Genomic DNA, 25,882 nt, shown 5'->3' with positions numbered 1-25,882 from the left:
TTCGTGACGACATGGTAGTGCCTTGACGAAATCATCGCAACTTCTCTCGGGGCTCACTGTAATCCGACGCATGACCACGGATCGAACGATCCGACGGATGGGCGGAGGATGTCGCGTTATCGCTCACATGCCCGCGGACGGTCGGTCGCGCCGCCGCTCACACCCCGTAGACGACGCGGGTCGTCTCGCGGGTGCCGCGCGCCACCTCGGCGATCGGCAGGTCGAGCGCATCGGCCATCGCCCTCAGGGTGTACGGGATCATGTACGGCGCGTTCGTGCGGCCACGGTACGGCATCGGCGTCAGGTACGGCGCGTCCGTCTCGACCATCGCGTGGTCGAGGCCCACGATGCGCAGCGACTCGCGGATGCCGTCGTTGCCCTTGTAGCTCACCGTGCCGGAGAAGCTCAGGTACCAGCCGTGTTCGCGCGCGATCTCGGCCATCTCGGCGTCGCCGGAGTACGAGTGGAACACCGTACGCTCGGGGGCGCCGTCGGCCAGCAGCGTCTCGATGACCTCGCGATGCGAGTCGCGGTCGTGGATCTGCATCGGCAGACCGAGCTCCTTGGCGAGCGCGATGTGCGCGCGGAACGCCTCGCGCTGCAGGGAGATCGCGTTGCCGCCGGTGCGGAACAGGTCCATGCCGGTCTCGCCGATCGCGACGACCTCGTCCGGATACTCGCGCGCGAGCCGGGCGACCTCGGCCATCGCCTCGTCGAACGGGATGTCGTGGTACGGCTTGTACGTGACGGGCAGGCCGTCGGGGCCGGGTTCGGCGCGATGGCCGTGGCGCACGGCCTCGTTCGGGTGGATGGCGATCGCCGCGTGGACTCGGCCCGGGTGGTCGACGGCCATGTCGATGGCGCGCTTCAGGTTCGGGTACTCGCAGCCGCAGTCGATGATGCCGGTCACGCCGACCGCCGCCGCCTGGCCGAGCAGTTCGTCGACGTCGTAGACCGGGACCTCCGGTTGGCCCTTGGCGACGGCCTCGTGGCTCATCGCGCGGGCGAACGGCACGACGGAGGCGACGTGCGTGTGGTTGTCGATGACCTGGGCGTCCTCGGGAAGCGCCTCGGGCGCGGGCGCCCAGCTGCGGTCGCGGTGATGATGCTTGCTCATGGTGCTCCAGTGTAGTGAGCGGCTTCCTACTTCCAGCAGTCGGCGTACTTCAGGCCGGTGAGGCGCTCGACGACGGCGCGCGTCTCGGGCGCGACGTCGGCCTTCGCGCCGCCGTTGCGCAGTCGGGTGATCTCGGTCAGGACGATGCCGTCGGTGCGCTTGTCGATGGTGAGATGCGCGGAGACGATCCAGCAGACGACCATCGCGCAGGCGAACCAGCCGAGCAGGACCGCGCCGAGGCCGACCTTGGCCTCGAACGTCTGCGCGGCGCGGGTCGCGTCGAAGCCGACCGCGTCGAGGACCACGCCGACGGCGATCGTGGCGAGGCCCGAGCCGAGCTGTCGGAACGATGCCTGGATGCCGGAGAACGTGGCCGAACGGTAGCGTCGGGTGACGATCTGGTCGATGTCGGCGATGTACGGGAACACGGCCCACGGCAGGTAGCCGCACAGCGACTTGAACGCGAAGAACCACAGCGCGGCGGCGAGCGCGAGCGCGGTCCACGCGGCCTCGGGGACGCGTCCGACCAGCAGCCAGTCGGCGAACAGCCATGCGACGCCGAGCAGGCATCCGGTGAAGTTGATCGCGTACAGGCGCTTAGGGCCGATCCTGGTCATCAGCCAGCCGAAGAACGGCATGAGCGGCAGGGAGACGACCGCGCAACCGAGCAGCAGCGAGGCGAACGCGGCGGTGTGGTTCCAGTTGTAGACGACGAAGAACACGAAGGTCTGTCCGAACACGTCCATCGACACCTGCACGAGCAGGTAGATGGCGAGGTGCTTGCGGAACTCCTTGATGCGCAGCGTGGAGGCGTACTCGCCGAGCACCTTGACCGCGCGGCCCATCCATCGGGCGGCGCCTACGCGCCCCTCGCGCTTCTCGCCGCGCGCGTAGGCGCCGAACCCGGCGGCGTCGGGGGTCATCTCCCATGTCGAGCGCCAGCAGGCGAACACGGCGATCGCGAAGACGAGGGTCGAGCCGATGGTGAAGATCATGTAGCCGGTCGGGTTCGTCTCGCCGGTCGCGGCGAGGACCATGCCGCCGACCACCGGGATCGCGGTGCCGGCGCCGGTGGAGATGAACAGGCGCACGGTCGACAGCTTGGTGCGGCTGTTGAAATCGGGCGTCATCTCGCCGGGCAGCGGGTTGTACGCGGTCTGGAACGCCTGCGCGAGGACGACCCAGAACACGTAGGCCGCCGCGTATACGGCGAGCGGGAGGCCGGGGATCCACAGGAAGACGCCGAAGAGGATCATCGGGGAGATGATCATGAGCAGGAAGCGGCGGCGGCCGTAGCGCAGGCCGATGTCGTAGCGGTAGAGGTTGTCGTCGAGCACGCCGAAGACGAGCGCGGCGACGGCTGAGACGAGCGCGCTCAGACCGATCACGGTCTGCGCGGTGCCGATCGACATGCCGCAGAAGCGCGTCCAGAACAGGGAGAGGTAGGTGGCGATGAGCGTGAGCTGCCCGCCGCCGTAGCAGTCGCCGACGCCGAAGCCGACGGCCTGCCGCATCGTGATCTTGCGGGGGCCGGGGCCGCTCATCGCCGCGCGCAACGCCTTGCTGTCGATATCAGACATATTCCCAAGTCCGCCTTCCGACTCCGGGGATCCCGTGACCATCCATGATTGCCATGAACGTCATCGATCGATGATGCGCGATTCCGCACAATGTCGTCTCCAGCATATTGGTCGCAAGCGACGCGAAACAACACGGGCGGGCCGCGCCGAGGACTGCGCCGGCATCGCCCTGTTCCTCGCCTCCGACGACGCCGCGTACCTGACCGGCCTCGTCGTGCCGGTCGACGGCGGCACCACCGCGGCCACCGGCCAGGGCCGCAACTCCTACGAGAACGACACCCGCTCCGTGCTGTAAGACGGCCACCACGAAGTGTCGAATCGTAATTTACTAAATCACGATTCTATAAAAAACCTCCCGGGGCGATGGCGCGGGGGAGAAACCCGCGCATCGACCCGGGAGGGCACAGCCAATCACGGGTCGCGTGCGCTGAAATTCAGGAGAGGTAAAGACGCACGCGCCCTGTGATCATTCCCTCCGGACCGCGGGGCGGTGTACTGCTCCGCCCCGGGACCACTCCGACGGGAAGTCTGTCACTTCTGCCAGCCGATGTTCTCCCAATGACGGGTCTGGAAGCCGGCGGGGCGCTCAGCAGGGCCTCGGTGTACGGGTGCAGCGGGTGGTCGAAGATCTCCTCGGTCGGGCCGAGTTCGACGATGTGCCCCAGGTACATCACGGCGACGCGGCTGGAGATGTGGCGGATGACCGACAGGTTGTGCGCGACGAACAGGTAGGTCACGCCCAGCTTGTTCTGCAGGTCCTCGAGCAGGTTGATCACGCCCGCTTGGATGGAGACGTCGAGCGCGGAGACCAGCTCGTCGATGCGCGTGTTGATCTCGGCGCGGGACTTGTGCAGCACCTTGAGCGGCTCGGCCCGCCAACCAAATCCCCCTATTCGAGATGGGGTATTGACAGATGACACACCCGTATGTAGTGCAGGTCACGTTTTCGGGATGCGTTCGGGGTCCACCCCTTGATTTCCCGGCGAACCGGCATCGGCCTCCCAGCAGGCTTTCGCGGAGTTTTCACAACGTCGCCAATCCGTCAAGATGCGTCATGTAAATTCTGTGTTTCGTTCACCCGGACGTCAATGTCATATACTGCCGCTGGAAAATCGCGCCCGGCCACGGCCGGACACCTATCAGTCATGTGGGGAGCATCGATGGCGAACACGAATGACAACACCGGCAACAACGCGGTCAAGGCGCTCAGGCCCGAACTGCTGCGCGCGTACGCGAAGGACTTCAACGCGGACCGCGCGAACCTCGTCGCGGCGGACGCGGCGGTCTCGGCCGGCGTGCTCAAGGCGGCGACCGACTACCGCGGGGCACGCGAGCTGCCGCGCGACTTCTCGATCGAGCTCAAGCAAGGCTCGATCACCAACCAGGAGCACTCCGGCCGCTGCTGGATGTTCGCCTCGCTCAACACGCTGCGCTACGAACTCATGCACCGCTGGAACCTCGAGGACTTCGAGTTCTCCGAGACCTACCTGTTCTTCTGGGACGCGGTCGAGAAGTCGAACACCTACCTCGAGAACGTGCTCGCGACGCTCGACGAGGCGAGCGACTCGCGCCTCTTCGAGGCCGTCAACTGGGGCCCGTCGGACGACGGCGGCTGGTGGCAGATGTTCGCCGCGTTGGTGGACAAGTACGGCCTCGTGCCCAAGAGCGCCTACCCGGAGTCCGCGAACTCGCGCGACTCGGACGACTTCAAGCAGTACCTCAACTCGAAGCTGCGCGAGTTCGCGGCCGAGATGCGCCGCCGCCACGCGGCCGAGGGCGCGGGCGTCGACGAGATGCGCGCCTACAAGGACGAGTGCATGGCGGTCGTGTACCGCATCTGCGCGATCGCGCTCGGCGAGCCGCCGGAGAAGTTCGACTTCCTCGCGCGCACCAAGGGCGACGATGACGACGACAAGAAGGACGACAAGTCCGAGGACAAGGGCAAGAAGGACAAGTCCGGCATCGACGACCGCCCGCAAATCCGCGAGACCGGCATCACCCCGCTCGAGTTCTACAAAAAGTACGTGCCGGTCGACGTCGACGACTTCGTGACCCTCGCCAACGCGCCGCTCAAGGACCGCCCGTTCGGCAGGCGCTACCGCATCCGCTACAGCGCGAACGTGGCCGAGGCCGGCGACATGGAGTTCGTCAACGTGCCGCTCGACGCGTTCAGGAAGGCCGCGGTCGCCCAGCTCTCCGCGGGCCACCCGATCTGGTTCGCCTGCGACTGCACGCAGTTCTCGCTGCGCAAGGGCGGATTCTTCGACCAGTCCGTCGTGCGCGTGGACCGTCTGTTCGGCACCGAGTTCACCCTCGACAAGGAACTCGGCCTCGAGTACGGCGACAGCCCGAGCAACCACGCGATGACCTTCACCGGCGTGAACCTCGACGCGGACGGCCGCCCGAACCGCTGGAAGGTCGAGAACAGCTGGGGCAAGGACAACGGCGTCGACGGCTACTACGTGATGTCCGACAAGTGGTTCGACCGCTTCGTCACCGAGCTCATCATCCGCAGGGAGTTCCTGGACGACGCGACCCTCGCCGCCCTCGAGACCGAGCCGGTCGAGCTCGACCCCTGGCAGCCCCTCACGCGCCGCTGCCGCTGATCATTCGGCGCCGGTCGGCGCCCGTGCTCTCAAGCAAAAAGAAACCCGGCGGTGAGAAAGCCGCCGGGTGAGAGAGAAGAGAGAAGAAGGGTTCAGTTATGGGGTCCGGAAGACCTCGCCCGCGGATGCAACTTCAACCGCTGACAGGTAACAGTAAACCGCCGGTTGCTTGAAGGAATGATGCACGTTCCTGAGAAAACCCTCAACACTATGTGATGGCTTTGTGACCGCTTCCACCTCCCGTCGGGGAGGGAGGCCCACGGCCTGCGCGCATATGCAGAACCGCACCTTCCGACCATCGGATCCGAATCGTTTCGGACCGATGCATCACAAGGTGCGGTCACCGTTCGACCGGCACGCCCGCGACCCCGATCATGCGCCGGGGCGGCGGACGGAGGATACTACTGCTCGGACTCCTCGGCGGCGAGCTTGGCCTTGGCCTCGGCGAAACGCTTGGCCTCGGCCTCCTTGCGGGCGGCGAGCGCCTCGTCGAAGCGGGCGAGCTCCTCCTCGACGGCCTCCTTCGGGATCTTCGCGAAGATCGGCGTCGGCTTGGCGACGGGCGCGCCGACCTCGATCGGCTCGCTCTCCCACGGGTGGACGGTCTCGCCGAGCTTGTAGTCGCCGGTGATGATCGGGTAGCGGAAGCCCGGCTTGTCGAGATCCTCGACCTCCTCGAGGCGCGGCAGCGGCGAGAACACGCCCTTGCCGCCCAGGGCCTCCCACACCTTCTGCGAGGCGTGCGGCAGGAACGGCGCGAGCAGGTGGTTCGCGTCGGAGACGGCCTGCGCGGCCACGTGCAGCACGGTGGCCAGGCGCTTCTCGTCGTCCTTGATCTTCCACGGCTCCTCGGCGGAAATGTACTTGTTGATGTCGCCGACGACGCGCATCGCCTCGATGAGCGCGCCCTTCTGGTGGTGGTTCTCGATGAAGCCGCCGACCGTGGCGAACGCGCCGCGGGTCTCGTCCAGGAGCGCGCGGTCCCCGTCGGTCATCGAATCCTCGTCGAGAGAGGGGATCTCGCCGAAGTTCTTGGCGATGAGGTTCGCGACGCGGTTGACCAGGTTGCCCCAGGAGGAGGCGAGCTCCTCGTTGTTGTGGCGCACGAACTCGGCCCACGTGAAGTCGGAGTCGGAGCTCTCCGGGCCGGCGATGGAGATGTAGTAGCGCACGGCGTCCACCGGGTAGCGCGACAGGATGTCCTTGACGTAGATGACGATGCCGCGCGACGAGGAGAACTTCTTGCCCTCCATCGTCATGAACTCGGAGGCGACGACCTGCTCGGGCATGTTGAGCGGGCCCATCGGACCGGTCTGACCGCCCTTGGATCCCTGGCCGTTGTAGGCCAGCATCTCGGAGGGCCAGATCTGGGAGTGGAACGTGATGTTGTCCTTGCCCATGAAGTAGTAGCCCGGGGTGGACGGGTCGTTCCACCAGGCGCGCCATGCCTCCGGGTCGCCCTTGCGACGGGCCCATTCGATCGAGGCGGACAGGTAGCCGATCACGGCGTCGAACCACACGTACAGCTTCTTGTTCGGGTTGTCGATCCAGCCCTCGACCGGCACCGGGATGCCCCAGTCGATGTCGCGCGTGATGGCGCGCGGCTTGACCTCCTTGAACAGGCCCTTGGAGAAGTTGATGACGTTGGTGCGCCAGCCCTCGCGGGTGTTGAGCCACGCGAGGTTGGCCTCGGCGAGCGCCGGCAGGTCGAGGAAGAAGTGCTCGGTCTCCTCGAAGCGCGGGGTCTCGCCGTTGATCTTGGAGACCGGGTTGATGAGCTCGTCCGGGTCGAGCTCGTTGCCGCAGGCGTCGCACTGGTCGCCGCGCGCGCCCTCGGCGTGGCAGATCGGACACTCGCCCTCGATGTAGCGGTCCGGCAGGGTGCGGCCGGTCGACGGGGAGATCGCGACCTTCTGCGTGCCCTTGTAGATGTAGCCGTTCTCCAGGCACTGCTTGAACATCTCCTGGACGACGTGCTCGTGGTTGCCGGTGGTGGTGCGGGTGAACAGGTCGTAGCTCAGACCCAGATCGCACAGATCCTTGGCGATGACGCGGTTGTAGCGGTTCGCCAGCTCCTGCGCGGTGACGCCCTCCTTCTCCGCCTCGACGAGGATCGGGGTGCCATGCTCGTCCGTGCCGGAGACCATCAGCACGTCGTTGCCCTTCATGCGCTCGTAACGGGCGTACACGTCGGACGGAACGCCGAAACCGGCCACGTGACCGATATGACGGGGGCCGTTCGCGTACGGCCATGCAACATTGACCAAAATATGACTCATGAGGTCCCACTCTATCCTCGACGCTGGAAGTGTCCGGCGGCGGATCGACGGCCGCCCACGGTTCATCCACCGATGCGTCCACCGCGGTGGCGGCCGATCGGGCCACACCCCCGGGGAGTGCGGCGAAACGGTATCGTCGGGCCATGGACAGCACCGACAGCACCGACATCACCAACGGCACCATCGGCACCCCGAGCAACGGGCCGGGCGGCGACGGGACGCCCGCGGCCGGCGCACCGCCGGGCGTGAGCCCCGCCCACCCCGCGGCGGCAACCGACGACGCTCCCCCGCAGCCGCTCATCCCGCCGATCCTCGTGGACCGGGACCTGCCCGGCCCCCTGAGCCTCAAGCGCCTGTCGCTCATGGGCTCGATCAGCACGCTCGACGTGCGCAGCGGCTACTGGACCGAGCACGCGGACACTCTGTACGGCCGCGCGATGATCATGTGCAGGATCATCCCGTTCGCGACGGCCGCGTGCGCGTTCACCGCGCTGTGGGTGTGGATGGGCGGCGACTTCCCCGACACCGTGGACGTGCTGTCGCGCTCGCACTACCGCACGGCGCAGCACGGCCGTCGCGTGCGCGTGTTCTCGCGCAAGGTCTCCCGCCGCGATCTGGCGCGCATCGGCTCGCTGAGCGTCACGCGTCCGGCGCGCACGGTGTGCGACATCGCGTCGCTCGCCGGCGAGCGCCCGGACCTCGCCGTCGTCCCGATCGCCGACCTGATGGAGGCGTACGAGTTCACGCCGGGCGACTGCATGACGATCCTCGACGAGAACCCGTGCATGGCGACCGCCCCGCAGGCGCGCGCCTTCCTGCGCGACGTCAGCCGCGTCTACGCGCTGCGCCGGCCGCCGGCCGACCCCCTGCCCGTCGACGTCGACGCCAACGCGATCAGTCCTGCTTGAGCCTGAGCACCGCGGCGTAGATCTGCTTGCGGTTGGGCAGGGTGCCGTCGGGCAGCGGATGCTCGTCGGCGACCTGCGAGATCGCCTCCTTGATGCGCAGACCGTCCTCGAGCGCGCGGTCGATGGCGAGGCGCGCGAGGTCCTCGGTCGACAGCGCGCTCGGCGCGGCGGCGCTCGCCTCCTCGTCGGAGGCGCCGGCGACGACGAGCACCATCTCGCCGCGCGGCGGGTCCTCGCGCACGCCGTCGCGGATCTCGACGATCGTGCCGCGGCGGATCTGCTCGTAGTCCTTGGTCAGCTCGCGGCACAGGGCCATGCGGCGGTTGGGGCCGAACGCCTCGAGCAGGTCGTCCATCGAGTCGTCGATGCGGTGCAGGGTCTCGTAGAAGACCATCGTGCGGCGCTCGCCCTGGAGCGTGCGCAGGTGCTGCATGCGCTCGGAGTGCTTGCGCGGCAGGAAGCCCTCGTAGCAGAAGCGGTCGGTCGGCAGGCCGGACAGCGCGAGCGCGTCGAGCACGGCGGACGGGCCGGGCGCGCACGTGACGGGCAGGCCGCGTTCGATGGCGCGGCGCACGATCGCGAGCCCCGGGTCGTTGATCGTGGGCATGCCGGCGTCGGAGACGACGAGCACGGTCGCGCCGGTCTCGACGTTGTCGAGCAGACCGTCGGCCTTGCCGCGCTCGTTGTGGTCGTGGTAGGCGACGACGCGGCCGTTCACGTGCACGCCGAGCCGGTTCGCGAGGTCGAACAGGCGGCGCGTGTCCTCGGCGGCGACGATGTCGGCGTTGGCGATGAGCGCCTTGAGGCGGTCGGAGGCGTCGCCCACGTTGCCGATCGGGGTGGCCGCGAGCACCACGGTGCCGGCGGGGATGCGCACCGTCGTCGTCACGGGCGCGGGCGCGGGCGCGCCTTCGGTCGCGGCGGACAGGTCTTCGATTGCGTCGTCTGCATTGGTCATGTCTCCAGTATCCCCCACACCCGTACGCCGTCCGTCGCGGAGACGTGAATTTCCACTGAAATCGGCATGCGGACCGCAATATGGACAGACGCCGTCCACCTGACCATGGGGATCGCGCCGTGGACCGAACGCTTCGCCGACGAGACGAGTAATCTGCTTTGCGGAAATACACGTCCGGGGGAAGAAGGCGGCATGCGGACGATCTGGCAGGTGTTCACGCGCGATCTGACACGCATACTGCGCAATCCGGTGGCGGTGGTGGTCACGCTCGGCGTGGCGATCATCCCGTCGCTGTACGCGTGGTTCAACATCCTCGCCAACTGGGATCCGTACTCCGCCACCGGCAACCTCCAGGTCGCCGTCGTCAACGACGACAAGGGCACCGACTCGCCGCTCGCCGGACGCATGGACGCCGGCAAGCAGGTCGTCGCGCAGCTCGAAAAGAACCATCAGCTCGGCTGGCGGTTCGTCTCGCGCGCGCAGGCGATGGAGGGCATGCAGTCGGGCGAGTACTACGCGGCGATCGTGATGGACGACGACTTCAGCTCCAGCCTCGCGAACGCGGTGACCGGTTCCGGCGAGCGCCCGAAGATCACGTACTACGTCAACGAGAAGAAGAACGCGATCGCGCCGAAGATCACGGACACCGGCGCGAGCACGATCGACGAGCAGATCAACCAGACGTTCGTCGCGACCGTCGGCAAGGTCGTCGCGAAGGCCGTCACCAAGGCGGGCGACGACATCGAGGACAAGGCGAACGCCACGACCGACGAGATCCTCGCCGATCTCGACACGACGAACGCGCGCATCCGCAAGGCGTCGGACACGCTCGCCGGGACGCGCGCCTCGCTCGACAAGTCGCGCGACACCGTCGCCGGGGCGCGCAGGACGCTCGCGGCGCTCGACGACCAGCTCGACGCCGCCCGGCGGGTCTCGACGCGCACGGGCACGCTGCTGGACGCCGCGATGAACGGCTCGCGCGGCTTCACCGGAACGCTCACCGGCGCGCTCGACGCCGGCTCCGCGGGCCTGTCCGGCGTGGCCGTGCATGCGAACGCGGCCGCCGGCACGATCACCGGTTCGCTCGACCAGGCGCAGGATTCGGTCGACCGCATGACCTCGACGATCTCCAGGCCGCTCGACGACACGGCCGCCGCGATCGCGGACGTGAAGGCCGCACTCACGCGCGCCGGCATCGACGAGCACACCTCGGACCCGTTGGGCGCGCGCATCTGGAGCCAGATCGACGATCTCGACGCCACGGTCACGAAGCAGCAACAGCAGGTGGACCGGTTCCACAGCAACGCGACCACGTTCATCGACGTGGGCAAAAGCGCCACGCAGCATCTCTCCGACGCGGCCGGGGAGGCCACGAACGGCGGCATCGCGGGGATCGGCGACGCCCGGCAGAGCCTGACGACGACGATCATGCCGAACCTCGACGCCTCGCTCAACGGCTTCGCCGCGCTCAACGGCACCCTGAACGGCACGATCGTCTCCCTCAAATCCACGGTCGCGCAGGCGGACGGCCTGTTCGGCCAGCTCGACGGCACGCTCGCCGAGGCGTCGACGACGATCGGCGGCACGCGCGACTCGCTCAAGTCGCTCGAATCCGACGTGACGACCGTGCGCGACGACGTCGCCACGCTGCAGAGCTCCGGCGTCTACCAGAGGATCCGCGACCGGCTGAAGATCGACGACAAGGAGTTCGGCGAGTTCATGGGCAGTCCGGTCACGCTCGCCACGAAGACCGTCTACCCGATCGCCAACTACGGTTCGGCGGTCACGCCGTTCTACACGAACCTCGCGCTGTGGGTGGGCGGCTTCGTGCTCATCGCGATCTACAAGCTCGAGGTGGACCGCGAGGGACTGCGACGGCTCAACGCCACGCACGCCTACCTCGGCCGGTGGATGCTGCTCGTCACGATCGGCTTCCTGCAGGCGGTCATCGCATGCATCGGCGACCTCGTGCTCGGCATCCAGTGCGCGCATCCGGTGCTGTTCGTGCTCGCCGGCGTCTTCTGCTCGTTCGTCTACATCAACATCATCTACGCGCTGGCGGTCGCGTTCCGGCACATCGGCAAGGCGGTCGCGGTGATCCTCGTCATCATGCAGATCCCAGGCGCCTCGGGCCTCTACCCCATCGAGATGATGCCGAACTTCTTCCGTGAGCTGCACCCGTGGCTGCCGTTCACGTACGGCATCAACGCGATGCGCGGACCGATCGGCGGCATGTACGCGAACCATTACTGGCTCGACATGCTGCATCTGGCCTACTACCTGCCGGTCGCGCTGTTCGTCGGCCTCGTCGTGCGCCGGTACGCGATGAACCTCAACGCCCTGTTCGACCGCCGCCTCGGCGACACCGACCTCATGATCACCGAGCACAACTCGATGGTCAACGAGCGCGCCAGCCTGACGTCCGTGTTCCGCGCCGCGTCCGACTCGGACGAGCTGCGCGAGATCATCACGCGCCGCGCGCACCGGTTCTTCACGCGATATCCGAAGTTCATCGTCTCGGGTCTGGCGCTGCTGACGGTGCTGCCGCTCGTGTTCCTCGTGCTGCTGTTCGTCACGCGCGCGAAGATCGCGATGCTGACCGCGTGGATCGTGTCGATCATCGTCATCGACGTGTACCTGATCGTCGTCGAGTACACGCGCGAAAGCTACTCGCGTCAGCTGGGGACCGGCGCGATGACCGCGGAGCAGCTGCGCGACGTGATGCTCAACGGGTACATCTGGCGGCGCGGACGGCACGAGCACGAACGGCGGCGCGGACACGGCGCCCACGGTCATGACGGCGACGGCAAGGGAGGCACGCGATGAGGAACATCTGGCGTATCTTCGCCCGCGACGTCCAGCAGGCCACGCGCAACGTGATCGCGATCATCGTGGCGGTCGGCCTCGTGATCGTGCCGGCGCTGTACGCGTGGTACAACATCGCCGCGAGCTGGGACCCGTACGGCAACACGAAGGCGCTCAAGGTCGCCGTCGCGAACACCGACAAGGGATACCAGTCGGACCTCATGCCGGTGCCGATCAACGTCGGCGAGACCGTCGTGAGCGCCCTGCGCGCCAACAAGCAGCTCGACTGGCAGTTCGTGTCCAAGGACAAGGCGATCGACGGCGTGCACTCGGGCGAGTACTACGCGGCGCTCGTCATCCCCAAGCGCTTCAGCGCGGACATGATGACGCTGTTCGCCCCGAAGATGAAGCACGCCGAACTCGACTACTACCTCAACGAGAAGATCAACCCGATCGCCCCGCACATCACCGACGCGGGCGCCACGACCGTCGCCACGACCATCGACCAGACGTTCGTCACGACCATCGGACAGGTCGCGATCGGGCTCGCGTCGAACGTCGCAAAGTACGCGGACACCCCGCAGATGCAGCAGTACCTCGCGAACGCGACCGGCCACGTCAAGGCGATGTCCGCGCAGCTCAAGGCCGCCTCCGCGCAGGTCGGCGCGTACGCGGACCTCATCAAATCGACCGAGGGCATCGTCGCCTCGACGGACAAGCTCATCGGCTCGACCGGCTCGTCGGCGGGCGACGCGGGCAAGGCGATGGCGCAGACGAAGTCGGGCGCCGACGGACTCAAGGCGGCGCTGGACGGCGCGAGCACGCAGGCCTCGGCGGCGCTGAAGCGCGCCGGACAGGCGTACGACGCGGTCGACAAGGAGATCGACGCGGCGTTCGACGGTGTCAAGACGCAGACCGGGCAGACGGCCGCGGCGCTGGGCGACCTGCAGGCCAAGGTGCAGTCGCAGGCCGACGCGTACGGACGGTACGCGGAGGCGCTGCGCTCGCTCGCCGCATCCGCGACGCTGCCGGCGGTCCGCGACGCGCTCGGCGCGGCGGCCGACCAGGCGGCGACGACCCAGTCGAAGCTGGGCGAGGCCGCGACGGCGCTGGGCGACGCGGCGAAGCAGATCACGGACGGCACCGCGAGCGCCGAGACGACGCGCGCCGACCTCAAGCGGCGGGTCGCCGACGCGCGCGCCTCCGTGGACGAGGCCGCGCGCACGTACCGCACGAAGCTCAGGCCGCAGCTGGCCGATCTGGAGTCGTCGATGGACGACCTCACCGCGAGGACCGGCGACGTCGTCGACGCGCTGGGCGCGACGACCTCGGGGATGGGCTCGCTGACCGACGGGGTCGGCGACGGGCTCAAGGACGCGCGCGCCACGTTGGACGACGTGGCGAAGGCGCTCAAGGGGTCGGCGGCGAAGCTGGACGGGCTGAACGGGAAGTTCGCGGGGCTGGTCTCCGGAACGTCCGGCGGGTCGGGCGAGGCCGGCGGGATGGACCTGTCGAAGATCACCTCGGCCGACCCGAAGGAGATCGCCACGATGCTCTCCGCGCCGGTCAAGGTCGACCGCAAGGCGATCTATCCGATCGCGAACTACGGCTCCGCGATGACGCCGTTCTACACGATCCTGTCGATCTGGGTGGGCGCGATCGTGCTCGTCGCGATGATGAAGGTGTCGATCTCCGACCATGAGAAGGCGAAGATCCTCGGGCTCGGCAACAACCTGCCGCTCGGCGCCGACGTGGACCTGCGCGACGCGGTGCTGATCGGCCGCGCGGCGGGCCCCGGCGCGATGCTCGACGTGCTGCGCAAGCCGCATTCCGAGTCGCCCGGCAACGCGCGCCAGTTCGGGCTGCGACTGCACCACGAGTACTTCGGCCGGTACATGATCTTCGGCCTGTTCGCGCTCATGCAGGGCACGCTCGTGTGCCTCGGCGACCTGCTGTATCTGGGCGTGCAGTGCGAGCATCCGATCCAGTTCCTGATGGTCGGATGGCTCGCGGCGCTCGTGTTCTCGAACCTCGTGTACACGCTCACGGTGTCGTTCGGCGACATCGGCAAGGCGATCGCCGTGGTGCTGCTCGTCATGCAGGTGGCCGGCTCCGGCGGCACGTTCCCGTTGGAGACCCTGCCGCCGTTCTTCCAGGTGGTCGCCCGCTGGCTGCTGTTCCCGTACGCGGTCGACGCGATGCACTCCGCGATGGCCGGCGCCTACGGCATGGAGTACTGGATCGCGATGGGCAAGCTGGCCCTGTTCCTGGTGCCTTCGCTGCTGCTCGGGCTCATGCTGCGCAAGCCCGTGATCCGCCTCAACGACTGGATCATCCGCAACCTTGAAAGCACCAAGGTGATGTGAGGGCGGATCGTCCGCCCGCGCCCGGCCGCGTGGTCCCCGTCGCGTCCCGGGCTCCGGCGGTCCCGCATCTGGGCTCCCCTCTTCGGGGAAGGGAGCCCAAGTCCTCACGCCGTCACGCCCAGCGGTCGGACATCGCGAAGCTGTTGCGCATGTGGTTGCTGGACGTGTAGAGCACGTCGTTCAGCAGCTTGCGCGCGTGACGCTCGAGGTAGCCGGCCATGCGGTCGTTCGCCGCGGCGAGCGCCTCCGGAACGCGGGCATCGCGCACCGCGGCCGGCTCGTCCTTGGCGGACGCCTCGCCGTCGTCGGACAGAAGCTCGTCGATCGCCGAGTCCGTGTCCTCGACCAGGCGATGGCCGAAGACGCGCGTCGCCTCGATGTACGCGCCGATCTCGTGCTGCGTCTCGTACCAGTGCGCATCGGCGATCACCGCGATCAGGCGGTTCGTCCAGTACAGGTTGTCGGTCGACACCTCGGGCGTCGTGTCGCGCAGGTAGGCGGGCGTATCGTCCACGTTCGCGTAGAACGGCGCGGCCGTGGTGAACGGGCCGGAGCCGTACGAGATCCACATGACCGCGCTCGAGACGACCGGCACGTACGGGCGCAGCTGGATCGCGACCATGTGGCCGGTGCGGTTGACGCCGATCGGACGATAGCGGTGGCGCGATTCGGGCGTGCCGAGCGTGCCGTACGGGTCGTAGGGCGTGTCCTCGAAGTGCGAGCCGAGCAGGAAGTCGATGTCCTCGATCGACACCTTGTTCTCGGGCACGCGGCACCACGGGATGTCGTCGGAGGCCGGCGTGAAGCGCGCGGCGGGCGAATCCCAGTCCTCGCTCGGGTTGAGGTGACGCTGCATGTACCACGCGCGCGGGGTGTTGTAGATGTGGTCGCGCGGCGTGGAGGCGCCGAACACGACGCGCGGGTTGAAGCGGTCGCGGCGGTGCGTGGCGGCGGCGCGGCGCGAGGTGTGCGCGCGCATGGTGCGGTCAAGGTGATGGTCGACGATGAACTCGCGCAGGTCGGCGCTGCACATGTACTCGCGGCGCTCGCCGAACGCGTCGGACAGGTCGAAGTCGTCGATGCCCAGCTGGTTGGGGATGGTCGCGTAGCAGTCGTCGGGCACGCGGCGGGCGATCCAGTGGTGGCCGCCGATCGTCTCGACGTACCAGATCTCGTCCACGTCGGAGATGATGACGCCGTTCGACTCGTACGTGCCGTACGTCTCGAGCAGCTCGCCGAGACGCGTGACGCCCTCGCGCGCGGTGCTCACATACGGCAGGACGAGGGTGATGATGTCCTCCTCGCCGATGCCGCCGGGCGTCTCCGGGGTGCCGGCGGTCTCGTCGGCCGGGACGAGCTCGACGAACGGGTCGGCCGCGGCCACGCGCTCGTTGACCGCGATGGTCTCGGTCGCGCTCATCGCGACGTTGTGCTCGTTCGCGCCGGCCTCGGCGAGGATGCCGCGGTTGTTCAGCACGTTCGGCACGATCGAGTAGTGGCACGGGTCGTCGGGCAGGTCGATCTCGACGTGGCTCAGGACGCTGCGGTAGTGGCGGGGCTGGTCCTGCGGGGCGACCGCGACGAAGCGTTTGGGGTCATAGCGGCCCGAACCGGAATCGTCGTCGCGCGCGATGATGGTCGAACCGTCGTAGCTGGCTGCTTTTCCAACGAGAATGGTGGTGCATGACATGCCGCCCTACTCTAGGAGCGTGACCGGTCCCGGGCAAATCGTGCTCAGGGATGAATCCCCGGAACGGACGGCCCGGGTTCGCGGATGCCAGCGCTCCCGCATCCGATCCCGCAGTATCGGACGTTTCGGAGATCCATTCAGCACCGGAAACGTCCAATCCTGTAGTATCGGACGTTTTCAGAGCCGGACAGGGCCTCACCGCGTCCGATTCGGTAGTATCCGGACGTTTCAGGGTTCGTCGGGAAAAAGAAAAACCCTCCGGAGGTGGAATTCCGGAGGGTTTGTGGAGCTGATGGTAATCGAAACCACGACCTCTTCGATGCGAACGAAGCGCTCTACCAACTGAGCTACAGCCCCTTGGTTTGTTGTCTTGCTTCGCAGGACAACTCGATTGATAATAATCACCCGTTGCGACCGAGTCACCCGACGTTCCCCAATACGTCACAATTTCTCCACATATTGTGCGACCATACGACAAGACCCGGCCTCAAGGGGCCGGGCCATCGTTCCGGAGCGCCGGTTTCGACCGATCACTCCGCGGCGTGATGCGGGGCGGCCTTCTTCTTGCCGAACTTCGCCTTGAACAGGCCGACGATGGTCGGCGCCAGGGAGACCAGCAGGATCAGCACGATCACCAGCTCGAAGTGCTTCTGCACGGCCGGGATGTTGCCGAAGAAGTAGCCGAGGAACGTGAACAGCGACGACCACACCAGGCCGCCGAGCACGCTGAACGGCGCGAAACGGCTCCAACGCATGCCGGAGATGCCGGAGATGAACGGCATGAACGTGCGGATGAACGGGAAGAAGCGGCCCAGGAACACCGCCAGCGGGCCCCACTTCTCGATCATCTTCTCGGTCTTGGCGATGCGCTCGGGGGTCATCGCCTTGACCTTGCCGGACTGGATGATGCGGCGGCCGAAGAAATGGCCGATGAAGTAGTTGCACTCGTCGCCGACGATCGGGGCGAGCCAGACGACCGGCAGCAGCCACATGAGCGGCAGCGCGGCCTTGCCGGTCTCGGCGTCGGGCGCGGCGAACACGCCGGCAGCGAACAGCAGGGAGTCACCGGGCAGGAACGGGAAGAACACCACGCCCGTCTCGATGAAGACGATCAGGAAGATGAAGCCCAGCGTGGGCGCCACGCCCATCGCGATCCACCCGGCGATCGCCGCGCGCGGATCCTTCAGCAGTTCGATGATGAAATTGATGAAAGCCATAACGCCGTCACTCTACCGTGGCGCGCTGACGCACGAACGCGTCGATCGCGGCCGCGTCGATGCCCTCATAGCCGTCGATCGAGGCGAACTGCGGACCGTTGGAGGTGTCGGTGCGGATCGTGCAGGTCTGCGCGATCGTGGTCGCGCCGGAGGCGGCGCCGGCGGTCAGACCGACCATCGTGTCCTCCAGCACCGCGCACTTGGCCATGTCCTCGGTCGCGATGCCGAGCTTCGAAGCGGCCAGCAGGTAGGGCGCCGGATCCGGCTTGTGCTTGGCATCGTCGTCGCCGCACACGTAGCCGGCGAACAGGCCGGGGGCCGCGGCGAGCACGTTCTCGACGATCGGACGCGGCGAGGTGCTCACGAGCATCGACGGGACGCCGGCCTCCTTGAGCGAGCGCAGGGTGTCGAGCACGCCGTCGATCCACGGCATGTGGAGCTTCTCCTGGTCGAAGACGTACTGCTTGAGCGTCCGGTCGATCTCCTCGACCGACAGGGTGCAGCCGTGCTCGATCATACGTCGCGCCACGTCGGGCACGGGAGTGCCGGAGCACTCCCAGCCGAGCTCCTCGCTCCACCGGCCGCCGTTGGCCGCGGCGATCTCCATCTCGCCGTCGTGCCACAGCGGCTCCGAATCGATCAGAGTGCCGTCGAGATCCCAAAACACCGCCTTGAGCAGCATGATTTCCTCCGTCCGTCATACGCGCCTTCGCGCGGTTTTCCGTTCGGTTCAATCTCATCAAAGCGACGCGACAGACACGTCGCGCGAATCGCGGCACCACACCGGAAACACGAAAACGGACGCCGGAATGGATACCCGACGTCCGTTTCGACGAATGGACGGATCGCGCCGTCCGCTCCGGACGAACGCTCAGCGCCAGATGACCAACGACTTGTCGTCGGACGGACCGGCGAACGCGCCGCCGCCGCGCGACGCGTGGGAGGCCGGACGCCCCGGCAGCTCGCGCATCTGCGTGCGGATCGCGCGACGCCACATGCGCGCGCTGTTCGAACGCTGCATCTCGACGATGTCGCCGTCGCGCCCGGCGGCGAACACGCTCTCCTCTCCGGCGGACTGCAGCCGGCGCACCTGACGGCGCAGCTGGCGGTTCTCCTCCTGCAGCGTGAGGATGCGCGTCACGCCGGACAGGTTGATACCCTCGGTCTGCGTGAGCCTCTGCGCCTGGACGAGGCGGTCGATGTCGCGCAGGCAGTAGCGGCGGGCGCCGCCGTCGGTGCGCTGCGGGACGACCAGTCCGACGCGATCGTACTGACGCAGGGTCTGGGGGTGGATGCCGGCGACCTCGGCGGCCTGCCCGATGGTGAACACCGGCAGTTCGAGGTCGAACCCGGCGTCGTCGGCACCATCGAGATCGGCGCGACCGAGCACGAGCGCCGTCGCGCACATCGCGTACAACTGGCGCAGCTCACGTGCGATTCTCGCCATCATTCACCTCCCCGTGACGGATGAGGACATACTACGAACATGGGTGACGGCTCCCCTCGGCGGCGGGCCGTCCGCCCCGCGACTCGACCGACGAGACGTCGGTCTCGTCTCGGACTCAGCGCGGGATGTAGTCGCCCGCGGCCTTGTCGAACTCCTTGGCGGCGTGCTTGACGCCGAGGCCCGGCTTGACCGGGACCTGGATCATCACGCGGCCGATCAGGTCGCCCGGCGTATTGCCGGCCTGCACGCCCTTGCCGGCGACCTTCACCTCGGTGCCGCTGGACGAGCCGGCGGGCACCTTGAACGTGACGGTCTCGCCGTCGATGTCGGTGGCCTCGACCTTCGCGCCGGCGACGGCCTCGCCCACGCTCACGGGCAGATCCATCACCAGATCGTGACCGCGCATCGTGAACTTGGAGTCCGGCTTGACGGACACCTGCAGGTACAGGTCGCCGTGCGCGCCGCCGTTGAGGCCCGCATGGCCCTTGCCGGCCAGACGGATCTTCTGGCCGTCGCGCACGCCCGCGGGGACATGCGTCTTGAACTTCGTGCCGTCCACGGACAGCGACACGGTCGCGCCCTTGGCCGCCTGACGCAAGGTCAGGGTGATCTTCGAGTTGCGGTCCTTGCCCTTGGTCGGACGCGGCGGCTCCTCATAGGAGTATCCGCCGGCGTTGCCGCCCGCACCGTACGCGCCGTAGGGCGAGCCGCCCTGCGCGCCGGCACCGGCCGCGCCGCCGAACATCGAGAAGATGTCGTTGAGGTTCGGGTTGCCGCCGCCGGAGGTCGAGAAGCGGATGCGCGAGCCGTTGCCGCCCATGCCCGATCCCGCACCGGCGCCGAACATCGAACCGAAGATGTCGGAGAATCCGGAGGCGTCGAAGCCGCCCAAGCCGGAGCCGCCGGCGAAGCGGGCGCCGCCCATGCCGAACTGGCGGATCGCGTCGTACTTCTGACGATCCTCCTTCTTGCTCAGCACGTCGTAGGCTTCGGAGATGTCCTTGAACTTCTCCTCGGCCTCCTTGGTCTTGTTGACGTCCGGATGATACTTGCGGGCGAGCTTGCGGTACGCCTTCTTGATCTCGTCGTCCGAAGCGTCCTTGGAGACACCAAGGACCTTGTAGAAGTCTTTGCTCAGCCATTCGTTCTCAGCCATTCATGTCTCCTTTCGTGTGTTTCGTGTGTGTTGTTGACGTGTGTGATTGTGATTTCCGTACGTTGCCGCGTGGGGCGGATGGTTCGCCCATTGGGACACGCTCCGGGCCGCTCTGGCCAAGTCTTTACGGTCTCAATACGCGAACCATCCGCCCCACGCTCACTTGGGTGCGAATCGTACGGCCCGTCCGCTGCTTGCTCACCTCAAGGAGTTTGCGGGAGCACCTAGGCGACTTCCGCAAACTCCTTTCAGGGGAGGGTCAGTTCTGCGGGGAGGCGACGACGACTCGGGCGGCGCGGATGACGCGGTCGCCGATGCGGTAGCCGGCCTCCACGACGGTGTCGACGGTCTCCTTCTCGGCGTTCGCGTCCGGCTTGTGCAGGATCGCGTCGTGCTTGGTCGGATCGAAGTCCTCGCCGGCCTCGCCGAACTTCTCGACGCCGAACTTCTCGAACGCCTTGTCGATCTTCGCGGCGACGGCCTTGAAGGAGTCGTCCATCTCGCTGTTGGCGCGGATGCGGTCGATGTCGTCGAGGGCGGGCAGCAGCGCGGTCAGCACGTCGATGATGCCGTGCTGGCGGAAGCGCTCCTGCTCCTTCTTGGCGCGGTTGCGGTAGTTGATGAACTCCGCGCGCTCGCGCTGCAGGGCCTCGAGGTAGTCGGCGGCCTCCTTCTTGGCCTGGCCCAGCGGGGTCAGGGTGTCACCCTCGGCGGACTTGTCGTCGGCCTTGGCGTCGGAGCCGTCCGAGGCGGCGGACTGGGCGTCCGCCTGCTTCGCGTCGTCGGCGGGCTTCGCGTCGGCCTTGGGTGCCTCGGCGGCGGCCGCGTCGGCGGGGGTGTCGGCCGGGGCCGACGGGTTCGCGTCGCGAGCGTCGTCGGCGTCCGGCAGATCCTTCAGGTAATCGTCCTTGTTGAACTCAGCCATCGGACGGGACCTTACTTGTTGTCCTTGTCGTCGTCGTCCACGACCTCGGCGTCCACCACGTCGTCGTCACCGCCGTTGGAGGCGGAGCCGGACGCGGCACCCGCGGCACCGGCACCGGCCGCGCCGGCGGCACCTTCGGCGCCCTGCTGGGCGTAGAGGGCCTGGCCGATCTTCTGGGCGGAGGTCATCAGCTCGCTCTGCGCGCTCTTGACCTTCTCGATGTCGTCGCCCTTCAGCGCCTCCTTGAGGGCGTTGACCTTCTCGGTGACCTCGTTGGCCACCTCGTCGGACAGCTTCTCCTTGTTGTCGTTGACGAGCTTCTCGGTGGAGTAGGCGAACGCCTCGGCCTGGTTGCGGGTCTCGGCCTCCTCCTTGCGCTTCTTGTCCTCGGCCTCGTGGGCCTCGGCCTCCTTGACCATGCGGTCGATCTCGTCCTTCGGCAGGCCGGAACCGCCGGTGATGGTCATCGACTGCTCCTTGCCGGTGCCCTTGTCCTTGGCGGACACGTGCACGATGCCGTTGGCGTCGATGTCGAAGGTGACCTCGATCTGCGGGACGCCACGCGGCGCCGGCGCGATGCCGGTCAGCTCGAAGGTGCCCAGCGGCTTGTTGTCGCGGGCGAACTCGCGCTCGCCCTGGTAGACCTGGATCAGCACGGACGGCTGGTTGTCCTCGGCCGTGGAGAAGACCTCGGAACGCTTGGTCGGGATGGCGGTGTTGCGGTCGATGAGCTTGGTCATGATGCCGCCCTTGGTCTCGATGCCCAGCGAAAGCGGGGTCACGTCGATCAGCAGGACGTCCTTCTTGTCGCCCTTGATGACGCCGGACTGGATGGACGCGCCGACGGCGACGACCTCATCCGGGTTGACGGACTGGTTCGCTTCCTTGCCGCCGGTGAGCTCCTTGACGAGCTCCTTGACGGCCGGCATACGGGTGGAGCCGCCGACCAGCACGACGTGGTCGATGTCGCTCACGGAGATGTTCGCATCGCGCAGCACGTTGTTGAACGGGGTGCGGCAACGGCCGAGCAGGTCGGAGGTCATCTCCTCGAAGTGGGCGCGGGTGAGCGTCTCGTCGAGGTGGACCGGGGTGCCGTCGGGGGTCATGGCCAGGTACTGCATGGAGATGGACGTCGAGGTCGAGGAGGACAGCTCCTTCTTGGCCTGCTCAGCGGCTTCCTTCAGACGCTGCAGGGCGATCTTGTCCTTGGACAGGTCGACGCCGTACTTGTTCTTGACTTCGGAGACGAGCCAGTCGATGATCTTCTGATCCCAATCGTCGCCGCCGAGGTGGTTGTCGCCGTTCGTGGCCTGGACCTGGATGGTGGAGAAGCCGTCGTCGTCCTTGCCGATCTCCAGCAGGGAGACGTCGAAGGTGCCGCCGCCGAGGTCGAAGACGAGGATGCGCTCGTCCTCCTTGCCCTTCTCGAGGCCGTAGGCGAGGGCCGCGGCCGTCGGCTCGTTGATGATGCGCAGGACGTTCAGGCCGGCGATCTTGCCGGCGTCCTTGGTGGCCTGACGCTGGGCGTCGTTGAAGTACGCCGGGCAGGTGATGACGGCGTCGGTGACCGGCTCGCCGAGGTAGGCCTCGGCGTCCCTCTTCAGCTTCATCAGGATCTGCGCGGAGATCTCCTGCGGGGTCCACTTCTTGCCGTCGATCTCGACGGTCCAGTCGGTGCCCATGTGACGCTTGACGGAGGAGATGGTGCGGTCGACGTTCGTCACGGCCTGACGCTTGGCGACCTCGCCGACGAGGATCTCGCCGGACTTGCTGAAGGCGACCACGGACGGCGTGGTGCGCATGCCCTCGGCGTTGACGATGACGGTGGGCTCGCCGCCCTCGAGGGTGGCGATGCAGGAATTCGTGGTTCCCAGATCGATACCAACTGCACGTGCCATAATGTGTGCTCCTTTTGCTCTTGCGCGCCCGTCCGGACTGCCGTCGCCTGCGGCGGCGGACCCGTGCGGTCGCGTCTCATGTTCTCTTACGTTCTTCGCTCGAGTTCCGGGTGGTTCTCGAACCTTCCAAAACTTGAGCCTACACCACTCAACTTCCGACTCGCAAGTTCTATTCCCAAATTCCAGAAAAAACTTGAGCGATCCTCACTCAACTTTGAGCGCGTACCCAGGTCGGCCGCCACGGGCCCGCCGCACACAAGCCCGTCGGCATCCCGATTTCCGTCATCCACCATCCCCTGCAAGACCGCACGCCCCACCTATGCGCGCAGAGAACCATTCTCAACAACAAACATGTGAGCCGACCGCACGGAAGCGCACGTTATCGCACATCCCCCGAAACGTTGCAATCGCAATGTTCCAAGGGCTTTTTACGTTCGATTGACGGCCCGTCAATCCTCGCACGTTTGTTATTGAGAACAGTTCTCTGCGCGGCGAGAGGGATGGGACTAGGCCGCGTACGGCGCGTCGGTGCCGCGCAGGACGAGCTGGGGTTCGACGATCTCGTGCGCCTCGCCCAAGTCCTCGCCGTTGATGAGTCTCAGCGCCTTGTCCGCCGCCGCCCGGCCCATCGCGCGCGGGTCCTGGCGCATCGTGGTCAGCCCCATCTCACGCGCGTAGATGCTGTCGTCGAAGCCGACGATCGAGTAGTCGCGCGGCGTCGAACGGCCGTAGCGCTCCAGCTTGAGCACCAGCGGGATCGCCATCATGTCCATCTGGCAGCAGATCGCGTCGGGGAACTCGTCGAGCGCGAGCAGTGCGGAGAGAGCGGAGTCGACGAACTCCGGGCCGCGCGGCACGGTGAGCACGCGCCAGTCGAGGTCGCGACGGGCCGATGCCTCCTCGCACGCGCGGATGAAGCCGCGGGCGCGGGCGTCGATCGAGGCTCCCATGTCCTCCACCGCCTCCGAGCACGGGTAGACGATTCGGCGGTGGCCCAGGCTGATCAGATGCTGCGCGGCCTTGCGCATGCCGCCCTCGTCGTCGATGCTGATCGACGCGTCGAAGCCGTCGGTCGACGGGATGTTGATGCCGACGATCGGCACGTGGATGCGCCGCAGCTGCTCCACCTCGTGCGGGTCGATCGCGAACGACGCGACGAACACCGCGTCCACGTTGCGCCGGATCGGCAGGTCGGTGAAGAACTCGCGGCGGGTGGCCGCAGTGTCGATGTGCTGGAACAGGGAGATGTCGTAGCCGGCCGGATGCATCACCGATTCGATGCCGGCGAACACCTCGGTGTTGAACCAGCTGGAGATGTCCTCGTTCATGAGCAGGGCCACGCGGTTCGTGCGGCCGGACTTGAGCGCGGTGGCCGAGCGGGAGATGTTGAAGTCGAGCCGGTCGGCCACGTCGAGGACCTTGCGCCGCGTCTTCTCGGAGACGAGCTCCGGGCGCGTGAAGGCGCGGGAGACCGTCGAGATGGAGACGCCGGCCGCCTTCGCCACGTCGTGGATGTCCGCCTTGGCCATGTGGTCCTCCTTGCGTCATGTGCGGTCCGTCCGCACGTCGCGGTGTTCGTCTGATTCATACGTATGCGTCGCTCGCGTACGCCCGTCGCGCCTTGCGGTTCCGGCGTTCTCCGCCGATCACGAAAGTTCGATATCCCATCATACTGCGAACGTTGGCATTGTGGACGCATGCGCGGAGAACCGCTCCGGCCGAGGTCGGTTTCCATCACTCCCCCTGCGCGGGGAGGAGCCGTTCCGGCCGAGGATGGCGCCCTCGCCCCGCCCCGCCCTGCGCAGAGAACCGTTCTCAATAACGAACGTGTGAGGCTTGACGACCTGTCAATCGAACGCAAAAAGTCCCCGGAACATTGCGATTGCAACGTTTCGTGGACGTGCGACAATGTGTGTTTCCGTGCGGTCGGCTCACACGTTTGTTATTGAGAACGATTCTCTGCGCATGAGGGAGGCGCACTCATGGTCGCGAGGAGCCGGCACCCGCCGGAAAGCGGCGGACCGGGCCGCGCGCGCTAGAACAGACAGCCGACCAGCAGCAGGACCGGATATACCGCGTAGAAGGCCCACCTAGTCCACGGTCGCGCGCAGCCGGGCTCGCCGTTGCGGTAGTGCAGGAAGATCACGCCGACGGCGGGCACGATGAGCATCATCGCACCGAGCAGTCCGGCGGTGATCATCATCGTGTTCTCGCGCGCGGCGAGATAGCGGAAGACCAGCGCGAATCCGAGCGTCAGCGCGCCGACGTACAGCACGTGCTGGCGCAGTCCGACGTTCATCAGGATGTTCCACAGGACGCCCGCGACGACGATCGCGAGGCAGACCAGCGCGCGTGCGACGGATCCTCCGGCGGCCGACGGTCGGGAGGCGGAGGCCGGGACGGCCGGCGAAGCGCCTGCGGCCGGCGCGCGCACTCCCCCGCCCCGCTCCCCCACCCAGTCGAGCAGGGCGAGCACGATCAGCGCGATCAGCAGCCCGAACACCGGGTTCTGCGAGGACATGTCGAACACCCTGCCGGAGGTCGTCAGATCGTACGGCACCTCGCACACGACGGCGAGCGCGGCGAGGCGTCCGGCGTACGCCCACACGTTGCGCGTGCGGCGGAACCCCTCGACGAGCAGCCACGCGTAGATCGGCACCGCGCACCACGAGACGACCTCGCACAGGACCATCTCGGTCAGGGAGAGCATGTCCGACGAGGCGGACGGGCCGAGCAGCGCGGGCATGAGTGTCGTCGAGGCGACGGACAGCGCCATGAACACGGCGCCGATCACCTTGAGCCGGAACGCGGTGAGCCCGCAGTCGGACCGTCGCAGTGCGGGCGACGACCCCGCGGGCCGCGCCATGTCGCGCTGATGCATGATTGCTCCTTGCATTCGATTCCTCCGCCTCTTCAGACGCGCCGGACCA

At 67.2% G+C, this 25,882-nt stretch carries 18 protein-coding genes, 1 tRNA gene and 1 pseudogene; 5 read left to right on the top strand and 15 right to left on the bottom strand.

What is annotated here, in order from left to right:
- Positions 1 to 157 precede the first annotated feature (157 nt).
- Positions 158 to 1,117: a TatD family hydrolase gene (locus JS528_RS07075; protein WP_214358378.1), complete on the bottom strand. Its 960-nt coding sequence runs from the start codon at positions 1,115 to 1,117 to the stop codon at positions 158 to 160.
- A gap of 26 nt (positions 1,118 to 1,143) precedes the next feature.
- Positions 1,144 to 2,697 carry an MFS transporter gene (locus JS528_RS07070; protein WP_240541387.1) on the bottom strand — a complete coding sequence of 518 codons (1,554 nt, stop codon included), beginning with the start codon at positions 2,695 to 2,697 and terminating at the stop codon, positions 1,144 to 1,146.
- Between the two features lie 70 nt (positions 2,698 to 2,767).
- Here JS528_RS07070 and JS528_RS07065 point away from each other — a divergent pair, with 70 nt between their 5' ends.
- The gene (locus JS528_RS07065) at positions 2,768 to 2,992 is read left to right on the top strand and encodes an SDR family oxidoreductase (protein ID WP_240541386.1); all 225 of its coding nucleotides are present in this window, start codon (positions 2,768 to 2,770) and stop codon (positions 2,990 to 2,992) included.
- Between the two features lie 139 nt (positions 2,993 to 3,131).
- Here the strand turns inward: JS528_RS07065 and JS528_RS11745 are convergent.
- Positions 3,132 to 3,518 (bottom strand): annotated as a pseudogene (locus JS528_RS11745) (ABC transporter ATP-binding protein); the annotation flags it as partial.
- A gap of 339 nt (positions 3,519 to 3,857) precedes the next feature.
- Between JS528_RS11745 and JS528_RS07055 the strand changes: the two are divergent.
- Positions 3,858 to 5,303 (top strand): C1 family peptidase, encoded by a 1,446-nt coding sequence (locus JS528_RS07055; protein ID WP_214358376.1) that lies wholly within the window; start codon positions 3,858 to 3,860, stop codon positions 5,301 to 5,303.
- Positions 5,304 to 5,704: 401 nt separating this feature from the next.
- On the opposite strand, the gene metG is transcribed toward JS528_RS07055, so the two are convergent.
- Positions 5,705 to 7,582 (bottom strand): methionine--tRNA ligase, encoded by a 1,878-nt coding sequence (gene metG, locus JS528_RS07050; protein ID WP_214358375.1) that lies wholly within the window; start codon positions 7,580 to 7,582, stop codon positions 5,705 to 5,707.
- A gap of 143 nt (positions 7,583 to 7,725) precedes the next feature.
- Here metG and JS528_RS07045 point away from each other — a divergent pair, with 143 nt between their 5' ends.
- Positions 7,726 to 8,490: a hypothetical protein gene (locus JS528_RS07045; protein WP_214358374.1), complete on the top strand. Its 765-nt coding sequence runs from the start codon at positions 7,726 to 7,728 to the stop codon at positions 8,488 to 8,490.
- On the opposite strand, the gene rsmI is transcribed toward JS528_RS07045, so the two are convergent.
- Complete coding sequence (rsmI, locus tag JS528_RS07040; protein WP_420838205.1) at positions 8,477 to 9,466, bottom strand: 16S rRNA (cytidine(1402)-2'-O)-methyltransferase; 990 nt, start codon at positions 9,464 to 9,466, stop codon at positions 8,477 to 8,479. The genes JS528_RS07045 and rsmI overlap by 14 nt on opposite strands.
- A gap of 174 nt (positions 9,467 to 9,640) precedes the next feature.
- Here rsmI and JS528_RS07035 point away from each other — a divergent pair, with 174 nt between their 5' ends.
- Together JS528_RS07035 and JS528_RS07030 are read left to right on the top strand one after the other, a co-directional pair.
- Positions 9,641 to 12,274: a YhgE/Pip domain-containing protein gene (locus JS528_RS07035; protein WP_214358372.1), complete on the top strand. Its 2,634-nt coding sequence runs from the start codon at positions 9,641 to 9,643 to the stop codon at positions 12,272 to 12,274.
- On the top strand, positions 12,271 to 14,619 hold the full coding sequence (locus JS528_RS07030) for a YhgE/Pip domain-containing protein (protein WP_214358371.1): 2,349 nt from the start codon (positions 12,271 to 12,273) through the stop codon (positions 14,617 to 14,619). Before JS528_RS07035 ends, JS528_RS07030 begins: the two co-directional genes overlap by 4 nt.
- Before the next feature lie 112 nt (positions 14,620 to 14,731).
- Here the strand turns inward: JS528_RS07030 and JS528_RS07025 are convergent, their stop codons facing one another.
- The 10 genes from JS528_RS07025 to JS528_RS06980 form a co-directional block, all read right to left on the bottom strand.
- Complete coding sequence (locus JS528_RS07025; protein ID WP_214358370.1) at positions 14,732 to 16,309, bottom strand: C69 family dipeptidase; 1,578 nt, start codon at positions 16,307 to 16,309, stop codon at positions 14,732 to 14,734.
- Positions 16,310 to 16,593: 284 nt separating this feature from the next.
- Positions 16,594 to 16,666: transfer RNA gene (locus JS528_RS07020), tRNA-Ala, on the bottom strand.
- 173 nt (positions 16,667 to 16,839) lie between these two features.
- On the bottom strand, positions 16,840 to 17,526 hold the full coding sequence (locus tag JS528_RS07015; RefSeq protein ID WP_214358369.1) for a VTT domain-containing protein: 687 nt from the start codon (positions 17,524 to 17,526) through the stop codon (positions 16,840 to 16,842).
- Positions 17,527 to 17,533: 7 nt separating this feature from the next.
- Positions 17,534 to 18,208, bottom strand: coding sequence for an HAD family hydrolase (locus JS528_RS07010; RefSeq protein ID WP_214358368.1), 675 nt, complete (start codon positions 18,206 to 18,208; stop codon positions 17,534 to 17,536).
- 189 nt (positions 18,209 to 18,397) lie between these two features.
- A complete protein-coding gene (locus JS528_RS07005; RefSeq protein ID WP_214358406.1) occupies positions 18,398 to 18,973 on the bottom strand; it encodes a heat shock protein transcriptional repressor HspR in 576 nt (191 codons plus the stop codon).
- A gap of 115 nt (positions 18,974 to 19,088) precedes the next feature.
- A complete protein-coding gene (locus tag JS528_RS07000) occupies positions 19,089 to 20,129 on the bottom strand; it encodes a DnaJ C-terminal domain-containing protein (protein WP_214358367.1) in 1,041 nt (346 codons plus the stop codon).
- A gap of 259 nt (positions 20,130 to 20,388) precedes the next feature.
- Positions 20,389 to 21,054 (bottom strand): nucleotide exchange factor GrpE, encoded by a 666-nt coding sequence (gene grpE / locus JS528_RS06995; RefSeq protein ID WP_214358366.1) that lies wholly within the window; start codon positions 21,052 to 21,054, stop codon positions 20,389 to 20,391.
- A gap of 11 nt (positions 21,055 to 21,065) precedes the next feature.
- Complete coding sequence (dnaK, locus tag JS528_RS06990; protein WP_214358365.1) at positions 21,066 to 22,952, bottom strand: molecular chaperone DnaK; 1,887 nt, start codon at positions 22,950 to 22,952, stop codon at positions 21,066 to 21,068.
- Between the two features lie 506 nt (positions 22,953 to 23,458).
- Positions 23,459 to 24,481, bottom strand: a complete 1,023-nt coding sequence (locus tag JS528_RS06985) for a LacI family DNA-binding transcriptional regulator (RefSeq protein ID WP_214358364.1) — start codon at positions 24,479 to 24,481, stop codon at positions 23,459 to 23,461.
- A gap of 506 nt (positions 24,482 to 24,987) precedes the next feature.
- Positions 24,988 to 25,833: a TraX family protein gene (locus JS528_RS06980; protein WP_214358363.1), complete on the bottom strand. Its 846-nt coding sequence runs from the start codon at positions 25,831 to 25,833 to the stop codon at positions 24,988 to 24,990.
- Between the last annotated feature and the right edge of the window lie 49 nt (positions 25,834 to 25,882).

The sequence above is a fragment of the Bifidobacterium santillanense genome (assembly GCF_018555385.1).
Lineage (GTDB): Bacteria > Actinomycetota > Actinomycetes > Actinomycetales > Bifidobacteriaceae > Bifidobacterium > Bifidobacterium santillanense.
The sequence above is the reverse complement of the archived record's forward strand: the minus strand, read 5'-3'. Positions and strand labels throughout refer to the sequence as shown.

Bases quoted from the DNA above. Each gene is read 5' to 3' on its own strand.
- JS528_RS07075 (WP_214358378.1), bottom strand. From the start codon at position 1,117: ATGAGCAAGCATCATCACCGCGACCGCAGCTGGGCGCCCGCGCCCGAG.
- JS528_RS07070 (WP_240541387.1), bottom strand. From the start codon at position 2,697: ATGTCTGATATCGACAGCAAGGCGTTGCGCGCGGCGATGAGCGGCCCC.
- JS528_RS07065 (WP_240541386.1), top strand. From the start codon at position 2,768: ATGATGCGCGATTCCGCACAATGTCGTCTCCAGCATATTGGTCGCAAG.
- JS528_RS07055 (WP_214358376.1), top strand. From the start codon at position 3,858: ATGGCGAACACGAATGACAACACCGGCAACAACGCGGTCAAGGCGCTC.
- metG (WP_214358375.1), bottom strand. From the start codon at position 7,582: ATGAGTCATATTTTGGTCAATGTTGCATGGCCGTACGCGAACGGCCCC.
- JS528_RS07045 (WP_214358374.1), top strand. From the start codon at position 7,726: ATGGACAGCACCGACAGCACCGACATCACCAACGGCACCATCGGCACC.
- JS528_RS07035 (WP_214358372.1), top strand. From the start codon at position 9,641: ATGCGGACGATCTGGCAGGTGTTCACGCGCGATCTGACACGCATACTG.
- JS528_RS07030 (WP_214358371.1), top strand. From the start codon at position 12,271: ATGAGGAACATCTGGCGTATCTTCGCCCGCGACGTCCAGCAGGCCACG.
- JS528_RS07025 (WP_214358370.1), bottom strand. From the start codon at position 16,309: ATGTCATGCACCACCATTCTCGTTGGAAAAGCAGCCAGCTACGACGGT.
- JS528_RS07015 (WP_214358369.1), bottom strand. From the start codon at position 17,526: ATGGCTTTCATCAATTTCATCATCGAACTGCTGAAGGATCCGCGCGCG.
- JS528_RS07010 (WP_214358368.1), bottom strand. From the start codon at position 18,208: ATGCTGCTCAAGGCGGTGTTTTGGGATCTCGACGGCACTCTGATCGAT.
- JS528_RS07005 (WP_214358406.1), bottom strand. From the start codon at position 18,973: ATGGCGAGAATCGCACGTGAGCTGCGCCAGTTGTACGCGATGTGCGCG.
- JS528_RS07000 (WP_214358367.1), bottom strand. From the start codon at position 20,129: ATGGCTGAGAACGAATGGCTGAGCAAAGACTTCTACAAGGTCCTTGGT.
- grpE (WP_214358366.1), bottom strand. From the start codon at position 21,054: ATGGCTGAGTTCAACAAGGACGATTACCTGAAGGATCTGCCGGACGCC.
- dnaK (WP_214358365.1), bottom strand. From the start codon at position 22,952: ATGGCACGTGCAGTTGGTATCGATCTGGGAACCACGAATTCCTGCATC.
- JS528_RS06985 (WP_214358364.1), bottom strand. From the start codon at position 24,481: ATGGCCAAGGCGGACATCCACGACGTGGCGAAGGCGGCCGGCGTCTCC.
- JS528_RS06980 (WP_214358363.1), bottom strand. From the start codon at position 25,833: ATGCATCAGCGCGACATGGCGCGGCCCGCGGGGTCGTCGCCCGCACTG.